13 protein-coding genes and 1 pseudogene are annotated in these 13,790 nt (G+C 69.3%); 6 read left to right on the plus strand and 8 right to left on the minus strand.

Annotated elements, in window-relative coordinates:
- Nucleotides 1-59 precede the first annotated feature (59 nt).
- The 3 genes from ABIA35_RS42650 to ABIA35_RS42660 all read right to left on the minus strand — a co-directional run bounded on the left by ABIA35_RS42650 (nt 60) and on the right by ABIA35_RS42660 (nt 4,891).
- Complete coding sequence (locus ABIA35_RS42650) at nt 60-2,348, minus strand: MMPL family transporter (RefSeq protein ID WP_370361793.1); 2,289 nt, start codon at nt 2,346-2,348, stop codon at nt 60-62.
- A gap of 313 nt (nt 2,349-2,661) precedes the next feature.
- Nucleotides 2,662-3,282, minus strand: a complete 621-nt coding sequence (locus tag ABIA35_RS42655; RefSeq protein ID WP_370361794.1) for a TetR/AcrR family transcriptional regulator — start codon at nt 3,280-3,282, stop codon at nt 2,662-2,664.
- Nucleotides 3,283-3,349: 67 nt separating this feature from the next.
- The gene (locus ABIA35_RS42660) at nt 3,350-4,891 is read right to left on the minus strand and encodes an APC family permease (protein WP_370361795.1); all 1,542 of its coding nucleotides are present in this window, start codon (nt 4,889-4,891) and stop codon (nt 3,350-3,352) included.
- 193 nt (nt 4,892-5,084) lie between these two features.
- Here ABIA35_RS42660 and speB point away from each other — a divergent pair, with 193 nt between their 5' ends.
- Nucleotides 5,085-6,098, plus strand: coding sequence for an agmatinase (speB, locus tag ABIA35_RS42665; RefSeq protein ID WP_370361796.1), 1,014 nt, complete (start codon nt 5,085-5,087; stop codon nt 6,096-6,098).
- A 114-nt stretch (nt 6,099-6,212) separates the two neighbouring features.
- Here speB and ABIA35_RS42670 read toward each other — a convergent pair.
- Nucleotides 6,213-6,497, minus strand: a pseudogene (locus ABIA35_RS42670) (molybdopterin molybdenumtransferase MoeA); the annotation flags it as partial.
- A 26-nt stretch (nt 6,498-6,523) separates the two neighbouring features.
- Between ABIA35_RS42670 and ABIA35_RS42675 the strand changes: the two are divergent.
- The 4 genes from ABIA35_RS42675 (at nt 6,524) to ABIA35_RS42690 (ending at nt 9,136) form a co-directional block, all read left to right on the plus strand.
- Entirely contained in the window at nt 6,524-6,988 is a 465-nt protein-coding gene (locus ABIA35_RS42675) for a MarR family winged helix-turn-helix transcriptional regulator (RefSeq protein WP_370361798.1), read from the plus strand.
- Between the two features lie 17 nt (nt 6,989-7,005).
- The gene (locus ABIA35_RS42680) at nt 7,006-7,362 is read left to right on the plus strand and encodes a hypothetical protein (protein WP_370361799.1); all 357 of its coding nucleotides are present in this window, start codon (nt 7,006-7,008) and stop codon (nt 7,360-7,362) included.
- A gap of 157 nt (nt 7,363-7,519) precedes the next feature.
- Nucleotides 7,520-8,062, plus strand: a complete 543-nt coding sequence (locus ABIA35_RS42685; protein ID WP_370361800.1) for a SigE family RNA polymerase sigma factor — start codon at nt 7,520-7,522, stop codon at nt 8,060-8,062.
- Nucleotides 8,063-8,068: 6 nt separating this feature from the next.
- Nucleotides 8,069-9,136: a hypothetical protein gene (locus ABIA35_RS42690; protein WP_370361801.1), complete on the plus strand. Its 1,068-nt coding sequence runs from the start codon at nt 8,069-8,071 to the stop codon at nt 9,134-9,136.
- A gap of 203 nt (nt 9,137-9,339) precedes the next feature.
- On the opposite strand, the gene ABIA35_RS42695 is transcribed toward ABIA35_RS42690, so the two are convergent.
- The 3 genes from ABIA35_RS42695 to ABIA35_RS42705 all read right to left on the minus strand — a co-directional run bounded on the left by ABIA35_RS42695 (nt 9,340) and on the right by ABIA35_RS42705 (nt 12,605).
- Nucleotides 9,340-11,373: a serine/threonine-protein kinase gene (locus ABIA35_RS42695; protein ID WP_370361802.1), complete on the minus strand. Its 2,034-nt coding sequence runs from the start codon at nt 11,371-11,373 to the stop codon at nt 9,340-9,342.
- Between the two features lie 480 nt (nt 11,374-11,853).
- Entirely contained in the window at nt 11,854-12,363 is a 510-nt protein-coding gene (locus tag ABIA35_RS42700) for a hypothetical protein (RefSeq protein ID WP_370361803.1), read from the minus strand.
- A gap of 89 nt (nt 12,364-12,452) precedes the next feature.
- Complete coding sequence (locus tag ABIA35_RS42705; RefSeq protein ID WP_370361804.1) at nt 12,453-12,605, minus strand: hypothetical protein; 153 nt, start codon at nt 12,603-12,605, stop codon at nt 12,453-12,455.
- Nucleotides 12,606-12,970: 365 nt separating this feature from the next.
- Between ABIA35_RS42705 and ABIA35_RS42710 the strand changes: the two genes are divergently transcribed.
- Complete coding sequence (locus ABIA35_RS42710; protein WP_370361805.1) at nt 12,971-13,177, plus strand: hypothetical protein; 207 nt, start codon at nt 12,971-12,973, stop codon at nt 13,175-13,177.
- Between the two features lie 64 nt (nt 13,178-13,241).
- Here ABIA35_RS42710 and ABIA35_RS42715 read toward each other — a convergent pair whose 3' ends face one another.
- The gene (locus ABIA35_RS42715; protein ID WP_370361806.1) at nt 13,242-13,697 is read right to left on the minus strand and encodes an Rrf2 family transcriptional regulator; all 456 of its coding nucleotides are present in this window, start codon (nt 13,695-13,697) and stop codon (nt 13,242-13,244) included.
- Nucleotides 13,698-13,790: the final 93 nt, after the last annotated feature.

Below are 13,790 nucleotides of genomic sequence, written 5' to 3' on the forward strand. Positions count from 1 at the left end.
GGTGACGCGAAAAGGGGCCGAGTCATCGACTCGGCCCCTTTTCGCGGTTTCGTTTTGTGTTACCGAGCCCTGCTATGCGGGTTGTCGTGGTAGGCGGACTGCCACGAGATCTCCGGCTCCGGCTCGGGCTCCCAACCTGTCGGCTCGACCGGCGGTTCGGATTCCGGCGCACCCTCCACGGACAACCGGGGGAGCAGCCGGTCCAGGATCCGCGGCAGCCACCAGTTCCCGCGGCCGAAGCCGTGCATCAGCGCCGGGACCAGGATCATCCGCAGCAACAGGACGTCGAGCAGGATCGACACCGCCAGCGCCACGCCGAACTCGGCGATCATCCGCTGCCCGCCGACGATGAAGGACCCGAAGACGCACGCCATGATCACCGCGGCGGCGCAGATCACCTGCCCGGTCTCGCCGTGGCCGACCCGTACGGCGCGGTGGTTGTCGCCGGTCTTCGTCCACTCCTCGTGCATGCGGCTGATCAGGAACACCTGGTAGTCCATCGACAGCCCGAACAGGATGCCGATGACCATCACCGGCACGAAGGAGTCCACCGGCCCGGCCCCGCCGACGCCCAGCGCCTCCGAGCCCCAGCCCCACTGGAACACCGCGACCAGCGCCCCGAAGGCGGCGCCCATGGTGAGCAGGTTCATCCCCACGCCGATCAGGGGCACCAGCAGACTGCGGAAGGCGAGCATCATCAGCAGGCAGCCCAGTCCGACGATGATCCCGACGAACGCCGGCAGCTTGTGGTTCAGCGCGGAGTCGAAGTCGTCGGACATCGCGGTCTGGCCGCCGACCAGCACGTGCAGCGTCGTGCCCCGCTCGGCTGCCGGGACCACGTCGGTCCGCAGCCGGTGGATCAGATCGGACGTGCCCTTGTCCTGCGGCGCCGTGGTGGGCACCACCTGGACCACCGCCACCTTCTGCCCCGGCGGCAGCGGCGCGGCTTCCGCGGCGGCCACACCCGGAGTGGTACGCAGCTGCTGCACCAGCCGGTCCAGCGCCGGTCCGTCCGCGGCGGCCGGGACCTCGGCGACGAGCAGAAGCGGTCCGTTGAACCCGGGCCCGAAGCCCTTGGCCAGCAGGTCGTAGGCCTGCCGCGTGGTGGACGCCTTCGGGTCGTTCCCGGCGTCCGAGGAACCCATCCGCAGCGACAGCACCGGCAGGGCGATCACCGCCATAACGGCGAGCGCCAGCACCGCCTTGCCGAACGGCCGTCGCTCAACGCGCCCGGCCCACCGGGTGAACACGTTCTGCGCCTGGGCCGGCCCCGACCGCCGCGGCACCCGCACCGAGATCCGGTCGGTGCCGGAGGCCCGCCAGGCCTTCAGCGCCTTGCGCTGTCGGCGGCTCAGAACCATGGTCTTCATCAGGCCGAGCAGCGCGGGCAGCAGCGTGACCGCGGCGAGCACGGTCATCGCGACGGTCAGCGCGGCACCGAGAGCCATCCCGTTCAGGAAGTCCAAGCCGAGGGCGAACATCCCGAGCAGTGCGATGACCACGGACCCGCCGGCGAACAGCACCGCACGGCCGGAGGTGTCCAGCGCCTTGGCCATCGCCTCCTCCACCGAGAGCCCGGCCATCAGACCCTTGCGATGCCGGTTGACGATGAACAGCGCGTAGTCGATGCCGACGCCCAGGCCGACCAGCGTCGCCAGGATGGGCGTGGACGACGGCAGCGCCATGCTGTGGGACAGCAGACCGACGACCAGCACCCCGGTGGACACCCCGGCGACACCGGTGAGGATCGGCAGTACGGCCGCACCGACCGAACGGAACACCAGGCCCAGGACCACCAGCGCGGCGAGGATGCCGACCAGTTCCTGCGAACCGCCGCCGTTGTCGGTGGCTATGGAGACCGCGGCTCCGCCGAGCTCGACCTGCAGCCCGTCGGTCCGGGCCCCCTCAGCCAGCGCCACGACGGCCTTCGCTTGGTCGACGGGGATCTTGCCCGCCTCCTGGGTGAACGTCAGCGTCGCATAGGCGGTCGTACCGTCCGGGCTGATCTGCGATTTCCCCTGCGGGCCGTAGGGACCGGCGACGGACGCGATCCCCGGCGCCTTCGCGATCCGGTCCAACGCCTGCGTCATCCGCTCCTGCACCGCGGCATCGGTGACCCGGCCCCGCACCGTGTGCCAGACCACGCTGTCGCTGTCCCCGTCAGCGGCGGGCTGTACCGTCTTCAGCAGGTCCACGGCACGGCTCGACTCCGAGGCCGGGATCGACAGCTTGTTGTCATACTGCGGCTTCGCCGCTCCGGACAGCACTCCGAGGCCGACGATGAGCGCGAGCCAGGCGAACAAGGTCAGCAGCCGGTGCCGGTGGCACCAGCGGGCGAGGGCGGTCATCAAAACTCTCCGATATCGGTTCGGGCACCGGTTCGAGGCATGCCTCATGACGCCGCGAAGGCGCTGTGAACGGTGCTTGGTGGATGCAGGGTTTTATACGCGGTGGAATGCGCCGGCCAGGATCGCCGCGTCGCTGTCGATCGTGGTTCGGGTGTCGTTGTTCACGTCGTAGACGCTAGTTTTCGATCTCCACCGCGAACACGGGGCGCGGTCCCGTCTTCGGGGTGTAGCGCGCTACACCCCATGGGTGGGGCAGGCCGGGTGGTCCCGCGGCGTCAGGCGCCCGGCGATCGACCGTCATGCGGCCCACAGCTCACCGCGAGGGTTGCAGCAGCCTCGTCAGGGTGCTGAGCATCAGCTCGCGTGCCCGGTCGGGAGATACCGCCGGGTCTCCGATCGCGGTGGGCAGCCCGATCCCGTCCAGCAGCGACAGGATCACGATCGCGTCCGGTTCCGGATCGCCGGCCGCGAACGCGCCGGTGTCCAGTCCGGTGCGGATCGCGTCGGCGATGAGGGTGCGCCAGGCCTCGTAGTCGCGGAGCACGTCTTGGCGCATCTCCTCGTCGCGCATGCCGTAGCGCCAGGATTCGATCCACACCCGGCCGCTTTCCGGTGCCTCCGGACGCACGCCTTGCAGCACCGTGTCGATGATCCGGACCAGGCGGTTCCAGGGGTCCGGGACGTCGGTGAGTTCTTCGTGCAGGAGCGCGGTCTCGGTCTCGGAGGCGTGCCTGAATGCCGCGACCAGCAGGTCTTCGCGGGAGCCGAAGTAGTACTGAAGCGTGCTGACCGGCACTCCGCTGGCCGCCGAGACGTCCTGGAAGCGGGTGCCCTCGGCGCCTCGCTCGGCCAGGACCTGTACCGCGGCTCGCAGGACCTCGGTCTTGCGGCGGCCGGCCCGGCGGCCTGCGCGGGGGGTCGGCGGCGTGGTCATGCCAGGAGTCTATAGATCTCGGGTGAGGCCGCTCGGGAGTCCGGGACCGCCGGCGGCCTCTCGCGTGTCATCCCTGCTCGGTGGCCGCGGGACGGCTCCGGCGGAAGTATCCGGGGTAGCGCAGCCGCGCGGTGAGCATCAGCAGCAGGCCGAGGACCAGCGCTCCGGCGCCGATCAGGAAGATCCCGCCGATCCCGGCGAAGTGCGTCGCGCTGCTGGAGGCGGGCAGGTAAGACTTGATCGACAGAGCGAACGCCCCGAACAGGGCCAGGCCGCCGAGCAGCGGCAGCACGCCCTTGGCCAGCAGATCGCGCGGGCCGCGCCGTAGGTCCTTGCGGAAGACCCAGACACAGGCCAGGCCGGTCAGGCCGTAGTAGAACGCGATCAGCAGTCCGGTCGCGGACGCCGAATCGGCCAGGATGTTGCTGGAGGCCATGGCCAGCAGCACGTAGAACACGGCGGAGACCACGCCCATCGTGATGGTCGCCACGCTGGGTGTGAGGTATCGCGGATGGACGCGGCCCAGGCGCGTGGGCAGGGCGCCGTGCGCGGCCATCGACAGGACGGCCCGGGCGGTCGGCATGATCGTGGTCTGCGTGGAGGCGGCGGTGGAGGACAGCACGCACAGGATCATGATCTTGCCCAAGGTGCTGCCGAACACCGAGTCGGCCATGGCGCCCAGGACGTCGCCGCTGTTCGCGGTCAGGAAGGCCGGGCCGGCGTAAGCGAGGGTCGCGACCGCCACCACGAAGAAGATCCCGACCAGCATGAGCGTCGAGGTGACGGCCGAGCGGCCCGGGATGCGCTCGGCGTCCTCGGTCTCCTCGTTGACGCTCACCGCGGCGTCCCAGCCCCAGTAGACGAACACGGCCAGCAGGAACGCGTTCGAGACGTCGGTGAAGGAGCCGGTGAAGGGGTTCAGCCAGGACGCGGACAGGTGCCCGTGGCCGGCCATCGCGTGCCCGGTGCCGACCTTGACGAAGGCGACCACGCACAGCGCGGCCAGACCTGCGATCTCGATGCCGAGCAGCACCAGTTGGAGCCGGGCCGAGATCTCGATGCCCCGGTGGCAGACGTAGGTCAGCGCCGCGATGAAGACGACGCCCACGACGACCACCGGCGCGGTCTGGGTGGCCAGGCCGTCCGCGCCGACCAGCAGCAGCGCGTAGCGTCCGACGACCTGGGCCAGGCTGGCCATCACGATGATGTCCGCGGCGATGATGCCCCAGCCGCCCATCCAGCCGGCGCCGGGCCCGAAGGCACGGCGGACCCAGACGAAGGTGGTGCCGCAGTCCGGGTCGATCCTGTTCAGCTCGCGGAAGGCGACGGCGATGAACAGCATCGGGATGAAGGCGACGATGAACATCCCGGGCGTGTGGGTGCCGCTGATCGCCACGATCAGGCCCAGGATGGCGGCGATGCTGTAGGCCGGGGCGGTGGAGGACACCGCGATGACGATGCTCGACAGCAGGCCCAGGGCGCCGGCGCGCAGGCCCTTGTCCAGGGTGGTGGACGCGGGCCGATCCGGTGCGGGGTGAGCCGCCGGACCGGCGGCGGCGTGTCCCGGCGCGGGCGGGTCGGCGGGCTCGGCGTGGGGCGCTGTGGTCATCTGCTGGTCTCCTGCATCTGCTGGGCTCCTGGACGACTCGGCGGCGTACTCGGTGACGTACTCGACGACGACCCGACCGCGACTCGACGGCGTGACGCCCGGCACATCCGGGCTGGTGCCCGGAACTGTAACCACATACCGTATGGCTGTACAGGTTTCCGATACAGGAAATGTCCCTGCGGCTAGGAGCACCATGGCCAGATACGGCGCGATGTTCGGACCGGACATCACCTTCCTCGGCGTCGACCGCTGCGACCTGGGGGAACCGGGGTCGATGGCGGGCGCGGACGTCGTCATCGTCGGCGCCCCCTTCGACGGCGGCACCACCCACCGGCCCGGCACCCGCTTCGGCCCGCAGGCCATCCGCCAGGCCTGCTACCTGCCCCACGACGGCTCGCGGCCCAGCCTCGCGCTGCGCGTGGACGGCCTGCGCGACCTGCGCGTCGTGGACGCCGGCGACGTCGAGATGTACGCCGGCGACATCGAGGCCTCGATCTCGGCGATCGAGGCCGCGGTCCACACCATCGCCGCGTCCGGGGCGATCCCGGTGGTGCTCGGCGGGGACCACACCGTCGCGCTGCCGAACGCCACCGGCGTGGCCCGGCACCACGGCTTCGGCCGGGTCTCGATGATCCACTTCGACGCCCACGCGGACACCGGCGACATCGAGTTCGGCCACCTGCACGGCCACGGGCAGCCGATGCGCCGGCTCATCGAGTCCGGGGCGATCCGCGGCGACCGGTTCCTCCAAGTGGGGCTGCGCGGCTACTGGCCTGAGCCGGAGACGCTGTCGTGGATGGCGGAGCAGCGGATGCGGTCGTACGAGATGACGGAGATCGTCACGCGCGGCCTGCCGGAGTGCCTGACCGAGGCGTTCGCCATCGCGACCGACGACTGCGACGGTGTCTACCTCTCGGTCGACATCGACGTCGCAGACCCCGGACACGCGCCCGGCACCGGCACCCCGGAGCCGGGCGGGCTGTCCGGCCGAGACCTGCTCGACGCGGTGCGGCGGATCTGTTACGAGCTGCCGGTGCTGGGCCTGGAGATCGTGGAGGTGTCGCCGCCGTACGACCACGCCGACATCACCGCGGCCCTGGGCAACCGGGTGGTGCTGGAGGCGCTGTCGGCGATCGCCCGCCGCCGCGCCGACGCGGCCGGCGGCCCGAAGTGGGATCCCGCGCAGCCGCTCCTCGACGGACGATGAGACGAGGTCCCCGCTCGGACGCGGAATCGCGGTGAAGCTCGCGAGGCCGCGTCCGAGCGGGACCGGCCGACACCGGTCACCGTGATCGGTCGAAGGCCGGACAGCCTCGGCAGGGGCGTCCTCCCCGGCGTACCGGATGTGCTTGCCGCGCGGAAGATCCGGGCCCGTCAGACGGACGCCGTCCCGGACCGCCGACTCCGCGGGCAGCACCGCCCACACCCCAGCCGGAACAACCGACCCGGTGGAGATCTCCACTGCACAGCCGGCCTCCACCCGATCGCCGGACCACGGCCGGCCCGGGCGAGCCGCCCCGACCACCGACCACGGCCCGGATCCGGACACGGCATACCCGTCCATCGCCGCCATGTCGAACCCGGGTATCGATGCAATTGACAGCATGCTGTCAATTGCGCCACACTCGCCGAGTGGACGATCGGGACGGGCCGGAGGACGCGTGGAGCGGGTTCGCCATGGCCGTATTTCACATCAACGGGTTGATAAATCGGGCCGGCGAGAGCATCGCGGAACCCTTGGGCCAGAGCGCCGCGCGCTGGCACGTGCTCGGGCGTGCCTTCCAGCCGCAGACGGTGGCTCAGATGGCGACCGAGATGGGCCACGCGCGGCAGAGCGTCCAGCGGGTGGCCGACGTCCTCGAGCGCGAAGGGCTTGTCGCCTACCGGCCGCACCCCACCGACCGCCGCACCAAACTCGTCGAGCTCACACCCCGCGGCCTGGAGGTGCTCGGCCAGATCTATGAGCGGCAGCAGGCCTGGTTCGGCGATATCGCGCCGCGCCTGAGCGAAGCCGGGCTGCGTGAGCTGACGGCCTCGCTCACCGAGGTCTCACGAGTCATCGCATCGAGCTTGAGCAACGAAGACCAGGAACCGTAACCGATAGGGGCAATCGCATGGCACGCTTCATCGTTTTGTACCGGGCTCCGCAAGAAGTCGCCGAACGGTTCGCAACCGCCACACCCGAGGAGGCCCAGGCCGGCATGCTCCTGTGGGGGGAATGGTTCGGAAAGCTCGGTCCGGCAGTGGTCGACCCGGGCCGACCGCTCGGCAACGCCAGGACCGTCACCGGCTCCGGCATCACCGCGGCGCCGACGGACATCATCGGAATGACGATCCTGCAGGCCGACACCATGGACGACGCGCTCGCGATGGTCCGCGATCACCATCACCTGCAGTGGGCCGATTCCTGCACCATCACAGTGCTCGAAGAGATGCCGATTCCGGAGATCGAGGCCGGGATCGTCGCATGACGGCGTGCCGTCCGGGGACGGCTGTCGCAGATCCGCGGTTTTGCCCACCCGATGCAACCTGGAACCCGTCGGCTCAGTCACATTCTCAGGCAGGGGCGCGATCGGGTGCGCCGGGTCGGGCCGACTGAGCGGGAGTTGCGGGACGCGGATGGATGGAATGGATGAGTTCACAGCCTTTGCGCAGGCACAGCAGGGCCGTCTACGGCGTCTGGCCTTCCTGCTGTGTGGGGACTGGAACGACGCACAGGACCTCGCGCAGACCGCGCTGCTCAACCTGTGCCTGCACTGGAAGCGCGTACGCCGTGCTGACGAGATAGATGCGTACGCCCACAAAGTGCTGATCCATGCCTACCTCAGCGATCGCAAGAAGTACGAGCGGGATAGGGCGCGGGCCAGAGACTTCACCGTGAACGCCGAGCGCGATGCGTCCTCACGGCCGCCGGAGCAACCGGACCTGCGGATGACGTTGTTGTCCGCCCTGGACCAGCTTGCTCCGGGCGGCCGTGCCGTGCTGGTGCTGCGGTTCTGGGAGGACCTGAGTGTGGAGGCGACGGCCCGCGCGCTCGGATGCTCGACCGGCAACGTCAAGAGCCAGACGTCGCGGGCCTTGGCCCGGCTACGGGAAATCCTTGGCCCTTCTCTGATGGAGGCCGACCTGAAAGCTGTCGCGTCGGTTCGGCCGGCTGCCGAGAAGGGATGACGAGAGATGACCGAGCCCATTCGCGCGATCTTCGAAACCACCCTGCGTGACGAACCACCGTTGGTCGACATCGTGACCGGCGCGGTCGAGGGCGCGCGGCTCAAGCGCCGTAAGCGGCGCCGCGACCGGATCGCCGTGGCGGTCTCGCCGCTGGCCCTGGTCGTCGTCGGCGTCGGGGCGTACGCCATCCTGCCCGGCTTCGGCTCCTCGGCCGGCCGCGAGAACGTTCCGGCTTCGACGCAGCCCACGTCCACGTACACGCATCCTCCATTCCCCAGGGTGGCCGAGGACAAGCCGCTGAACGCGACCCCGGCGGCTCACCAGGAGGCCGTCCGCCAGTGCGACAAGGACTGGTCCAAGTCCCTCGCACCGCTGAGTACGAACATGATGCCCACCACCCAGCAGCAGGCCGTCGACATGTGCGTCATGACCGGCGAGACGCTCATGACGCTGATGCCGACGGCGACAGTGACGCTGGCGGACGCGCCGAACGTCTCCATGGCGGACGGCCCCGGAGAGCAGTGGGTCGTGGCGACGTCCGCCGGAAAGACGCAGCTCGGCATCAGATACCTGTGGCCCGACAGCGCGTACGAGAAGAAGCACTACGGCCCCTTCGACCAGTGCCAGCCGAACCCCCTGCACAACCCGACGCAGACCCTCGCGCCCGGACCCGACAACACCCCGGTCCCGATGCGCGACCAGAACGCGGGACACGACCAGTACTGCGTCCAGACCCGACCGGCTCAGCAGTTCTATGGCGCGCTCACGCTGGACGACACTGACAGCACGCTGTCCTACAGCGTCGTGAACCACGACTACGGCCGCTACCTGATCAGCACCTCACCGATCCCCATCCCGCTGTCCACCAAGCCGACCAGCGGCTCCTACTCGGAGGAGGACGGGAAGTACATCGTGGACGGATACAACGTCCCGGCGGCGATGGGACTGGGCCAGCTGGGAGACGTGTTCCTGGACCCCCGCTTCAACGACTTCCTCATCCGCTACGAGAAGTACGTCCTCACCCACGCGACCGCCGACTCCTTCGTCGTGTCGGGATCCAAGCCGCTGAGCTGAGGGGGCAGGTTGATGACCGACGTCGAGGCCGCCGGCGGGAGCCGGGGCAAGGCGGTGGTGCGGGTCGGATGCCCCTCGGGCGGACGCGGCGGTGGAGCGGTGGCGGTGCGGCGGTGGTGCGGTGCCGGCCGGTCCGGCGGCGGCATGTCCGGCCCGGACCGGCCGCTGATCCGTCCCGGCCAAGGTCGGGGGCGACTCCCCGCTCAGAGTTCCGACATACATTGTTGTCGGGCCATGACGAGTGCCTGCTCCGGGTTGCCGTGCAGAGACCACGGCGTGGTCAGCGCGTAGGGGCCGATGGCGTCGAAGACGTGGGTGGCCGGCTGCCACTGCAATCCGGCCCACAACGCGTGCGCCAGGTAGTGCAGGTCGGGCAGCAGCGCCCCGTTCCCACCGGTCGGGGCGAACCACTGCGTGTAGCAGCGTTCTATCTCCTGTTCCGCGTACGCGGTCGACCAGTTCCGGTACTTCAGCAGGATCTTGTTGAGGCTGTCGCGCTCCAGTTGCTGGCGGAACGCCTCGATGAAGGCCACCAGCCGCAGGACCAGCAGTGCCGACCCGGCCGGTGCCTGGCTGGCGATCCAGTGTGCGACCGCGGACACCGAGGCCACCGAGCCGCCGCCCTTGGGTCCGACCGCGGCCAGCAGGCGGTGGTGGGCCTCGCGGTTCCACGGATCACGCCGCCACAGCTGGTTCATCGTCCGCCACGGGCCGTCGATCGGCAGCCCTGGCGAGCCTGGGACGTTGTCCGGTGCGGCCGGGGCCAGGTGGAGCAGGGCGATCCACGGCAGCGGGTCCTGCGGGAAGCGCTCGGCGGTCTGGACGCACAGCGTCTTGGCCAGTCCGATCAGCTCGTCGGTGCGGGGATGGTTCGCGCGGTGCGCTTTCAGGGCCCTGATGACGTTGGCGCGCAGCCGCAGCAGCGCCCCCTCGGGGCTGTCGGGCTGCTCGGCCAGCCAGGCGGTGTCCACGCCGTTGGAGGCGGCGATCTGGGCCAGGACCAGGTAGCGGTAGTCGCGCACGTCCTCGGGGACCTGCCGGTCGGCCAGCAGCTCGCCGGCCAGCGTGTAGCGGCCGACGCGCAGCTCCTGGGTGGTGCTGGCGAGCTTGCGGTCCTGCCCGGCCGGGTCCCACACCAGTCTCGAATGGACTCCGGCCCGCCCTTTGCGCTTCACCACGGCTGGACCCGTACGTGCTGCCGCCACCGCGGCGGCGGGGGCGCGCCACGTCCTGGTGGGTCGTGACCGGTGTGCACCGGTGGAAGGAGGGTGGCCGGGTGTCGGCTCGGCGGGCTGTGGGTCGGTGCTGCGGGGCGGGTGAACAGGGGCCGCCACTCCCGCCGGACCGGAGGCCGGTGGTACGCCTTCGTCGAAGGGGATCGCCCCGTTGTAGGCGATGATGCGCATCAACTGGTCATAGGCATCCGCGGTCTGTGTCCTGTCGGCCGGGTCTTTCTCCAGCAGGCCGGACAGCAGCTGTTCGAATGCGCGGCCGCGCTGGAGTTCACCGGCGGGGGCGAACAGCACTGCCGCTGAACTCGCCGCGAAGCTGTCACGTCGGAACGGCGAGCGGCCCTCGACCGCGAAGTACAAGGTCGCTCCGAGGGAGAACAGGTCGGAGGCCGCGGTCGCCGGACGCCCCTTCAACCGCTCGGGTGCCATGAATTCCGGAGTGCCGAGTGCGATCCCGCTCGGTGTCAGGGTTCCCATCATGACGTCGTGGGCCCCGCCGGCAGCGATGCCGAAGTCGGTGAGCAACACCCGGCCGTCGTCGGCGAGCAGGATGTTGGAGGGTTTGACGTCCCGGTGGACGATCTCCTTCACGTGGCAGGCGGTCAATGCCAGGAGAACCTTCTCGCCGATGTGCGCGACCTGGACCGGTGGAAGCGGTCCGTACTGGGCCACCCCCTGCGCCAGCGTCTTCCCGATGACGAGTTCCATGACGATCCACGGGCGGCCGTCCTCCTCGAAGACGTCCAGGATCTTGACGATGTTCGAGCTCTTGGCCACCGACAGTCCGTGCAGCGCCTCCAGCCACGCCCTGCTCAAATGCGATCTTCTGTCGGCCTCGCATCTCACCGTGTCCAGGCGCATCTCCTTGAGGGCGACGTCGGTGCCCGATGCCTCGTCGTGGGCGAGCCAGACTTGTCCCATGCCGCCGGTGCCGAGAAGCCGGCGCAGAAGAAACCGACCGCCGACCACACGGCGGCTTCTATGAGGTTGGTTCGATTCAGTCATGTTTTCCCCCTACGACGACAGCGTGAGCCAGGGGCACGGTGACGTGCCGCATCCGGATCACGGGCGCAGCGAGCATCCGCTCGAAAGGCACTGATCAGTAGGCAAGCATTTACGCGGCGGGTAATCAGGCCCGAGAGCTGCTCAACCGGGATAAGCCTTGAACAAGACTTTGAGATGGATCGCATGCCCTCACGGCTTGCGGACGATTGTTCACAGCCGTTCCGTCGGGCGTGCGTTGCTGCCAATGAATATGAACGTCGGCGCGCATTCCTGGTTCACCTCGTAGAGCCGGAAAGCGGACGCAGTAAGGGTGGCAGGCTGTCGTACTGCGGAGTCGGGGTACATCTTCGCTAGAGGGGCGGTGCTAGAGGCTGAATCATAACCCTGATCCACCCTGCCTTGCAGGCGAACCATTGCCCTGCAGGATCTCCCCGCCAATCGTGGAAAAATCTTCATCTTGACGCGGGAAGAAGTGCCGGATCAGTTATCCTGGGCGGTCTTCAGCAGGATGGTACGCATCGAACCCATGCCGTACTTGTCGATGTCGCTGGACATCGCCGCGACCTCGCGGAGGGCCTGCCCGACATCGATGCCGGCCTCGCGGGCGATCCGGCACTCCTCCCACAGGGCAAGAAGCTCATCACGGGTGTCGCTGCCCTGATCCCGCAACGACAGCTGCACCAGGGCCGTGCGAAAGCCCTGTTCTGTGGCGTCGGTTGGCACGAACGCCGCCCAGCGGAAAGACTGGTACCGCTCATACAGCGCCCGTAGTGCGACGCGGAGCTGGTCGTCGGCTCGCGCATACTCTCGCAGCGCGGCCCGTGCCGTCGCCAGTGCTTCGTCCCGGATTCCCGCTTCCTCCAGCGGAGGCGGTGCCGACTGAAGCTTTGTCGACCAGTCCGGATCTGTCATATCGATCGGGCGCTGGGCGATCGGCCGCAGCAGGGCGTCGAACCGGGCGATCTGTTCCTCAAGCTCCTCGAGAGTCACAGTCTCGAGAGTAGCCACCTCTCGGTGCGTTCACATGCTCGTGGGGAGCTGGCGGAAGTGTTCGAACAGCCGACGTGACTCCTTACAGCTCAGGCAGGTCGCCAGGTCGCCAGGTCGGTGTAGGCGGCGGACCGCTGCGGCTGCTCGGACAGCCAGTGCAGGCTGGTCACGGCCAGGAATCCGTGCGGGTCGGCCAGTCGGGTCTGGTGGCCGCTGTGCCATTTTGCGGGCCCTCTCGTCATGCGGCGACGGAGGCGGCCTGTCAGGTCCGCGTCCCAGATCTGCCCGACTGTGCTGTCCGAGACGTGAGACAGGGATATCGGATCAGGGGTCTTATGAGCCATGCTGAGTCCTGGGACCAAAACCCACTGTCCCCATAGGGATAGTGTCTAACTTGGAGATAGTGCCCAGATGCGAGAAGGGGAGGTGACACGATGCGGACCGGCTACTCCCAGCCGCGGATCCTGCGCCGTCACGTCGACCTGCTCCGGGTCAACAGCGCCCTGTGTCCGGCGCCCGCACCGGCCAGCTGATCAGCGAATCCGCGACGCTCCCCGACGGGCGGCGCGGATCACCGTGTGCCCGACCCGATCGAAAGCGCATCGCCATGACTGATGTCCCCGAGGTGCCGGCGCCGCTGGCGCTGCCCTCTCCCGCGCCTGCCGGCGACCACGACGCTTCCGGCGAACGTGATGCTTCCAGCGACCGCGAGGCGGCCGGGCCCGGCGGGTCCTCGCGCCGCCCCGGCCGGCGGCTCTCGGTGCGCTCAGTGCTGTCCGCGCTCGGCCGCCGACTCCGAAAGGAATCCCTGTGAGGACCATCGGGTGTTCCGCCGGTCGCGCGCCGGCGACCGGATCGCAGGCGGCGGTGTGCCGCGCTCAGCGCGGCAGCCACGCCCCGGGGGACTCGGTCATCCGCCGCACGTGGGCCGGCAGCCGGCCGGCCAGCACGTGGGCCAGGCTGGTCTCGTCGAGCACGGTGCGCAGCGCGGCGCGGGCGGCGACCCAGACCTCTGCCAGGTTCTCGGCGGCGTTGGTGTACTCGCACTCGTGCGGGCGGATGCCGCGGACCTCGGCCAGCGGGCCGTCCACGGCGCGGACGATCTCGCCGATCGAGATCGCGGCGGCGGGGCGGCCCAGGGTGTAGCCGCCCTCGGCGCCGCGGTGGCTGCGGACCAGCTCGGCGTGGCGCAGTTCGACCAGGATCGACTCGACGAACTTGCGGGGCAGGTCCTGGTGCCCGATGGCGACGGTGGACTTCACCAGGTCCGGGCCGTGCGCGGCGATTTCCAGCATGACGCGCACGGCGTAGTCCGCTTTGGCTGAGATGTGCACGCGTGGATCGTAACAGTCAAAAACTCTATGAACCCCATGGGGATTGCCGCGATTTGAGCATCGCGACCGTCCCCGCGACTTCCGCAAGGAGAG

It is taken from the genome of Catenulispora sp. MAP12-49, assembly GCF_041262705.1.
Classification (GTDB): domain Bacteria; phylum Actinomycetota; class Actinomycetes; order Streptomycetales; family Catenulisporaceae; genus Catenulispora.

Coding starts and splice junctions, on each gene's coding strand:
- ABIA35_RS42695 (WP_370361802.1), bottom strand. CDS start 11,373: ATGACTGAATCGAACCAACCTCATAGAAGCCGCCGTGTGGTCGGCGGT.
- ABIA35_RS42660 (WP_370361795.1), bottom strand. CDS start 4,891: ATGACCACAGCGCCCCACGCCGAGCCCGCCGACCCGCCCGCGCCGGGA.
- ABIA35_RS42685 (WP_370361800.1), top strand. CDS start 7,520: ATGGATGAGTTCACAGCCTTTGCGCAGGCACAGCAGGGCCGTCTACGG.
- ABIA35_RS42690 (WP_370361801.1), top strand. CDS start 8,069: ATGACCGAGCCCATTCGCGCGATCTTCGAAACCACCCTGCGTGACGAA.
- ABIA35_RS42710 (WP_370361805.1), top strand. CDS start 12,971: ATGACTGATGTCCCCGAGGTGCCGGCGCCGCTGGCGCTGCCCTCTCCC.
- ABIA35_RS42650 (WP_370361793.1), bottom strand. CDS start 2,348: ATGACCGCCCTCGCCCGCTGGTGCCACCGGCACCGGCTGCTGACCTTG.
- ABIA35_RS42680 (WP_370361799.1), top strand. CDS start 7,006: ATGGCACGCTTCATCGTTTTGTACCGGGCTCCGCAAGAAGTCGCCGAA.
- ABIA35_RS42655 (WP_370361794.1), bottom strand. CDS start 3,282: ATGACCACGCCGCCGACCCCCCGCGCAGGCCGCCGGGCCGGCCGCCGC.
- ABIA35_RS42705 (WP_370361804.1), bottom strand. CDS start 12,605: ATGACGAGAGGGCCCGCAAAATGGCACAGCGGCCACCAGACCCGACTG.
- speB (WP_370361796.1), top strand. CDS start 5,085: ATGGCCAGATACGGCGCGATGTTCGGACCGGACATCACCTTCCTCGGC.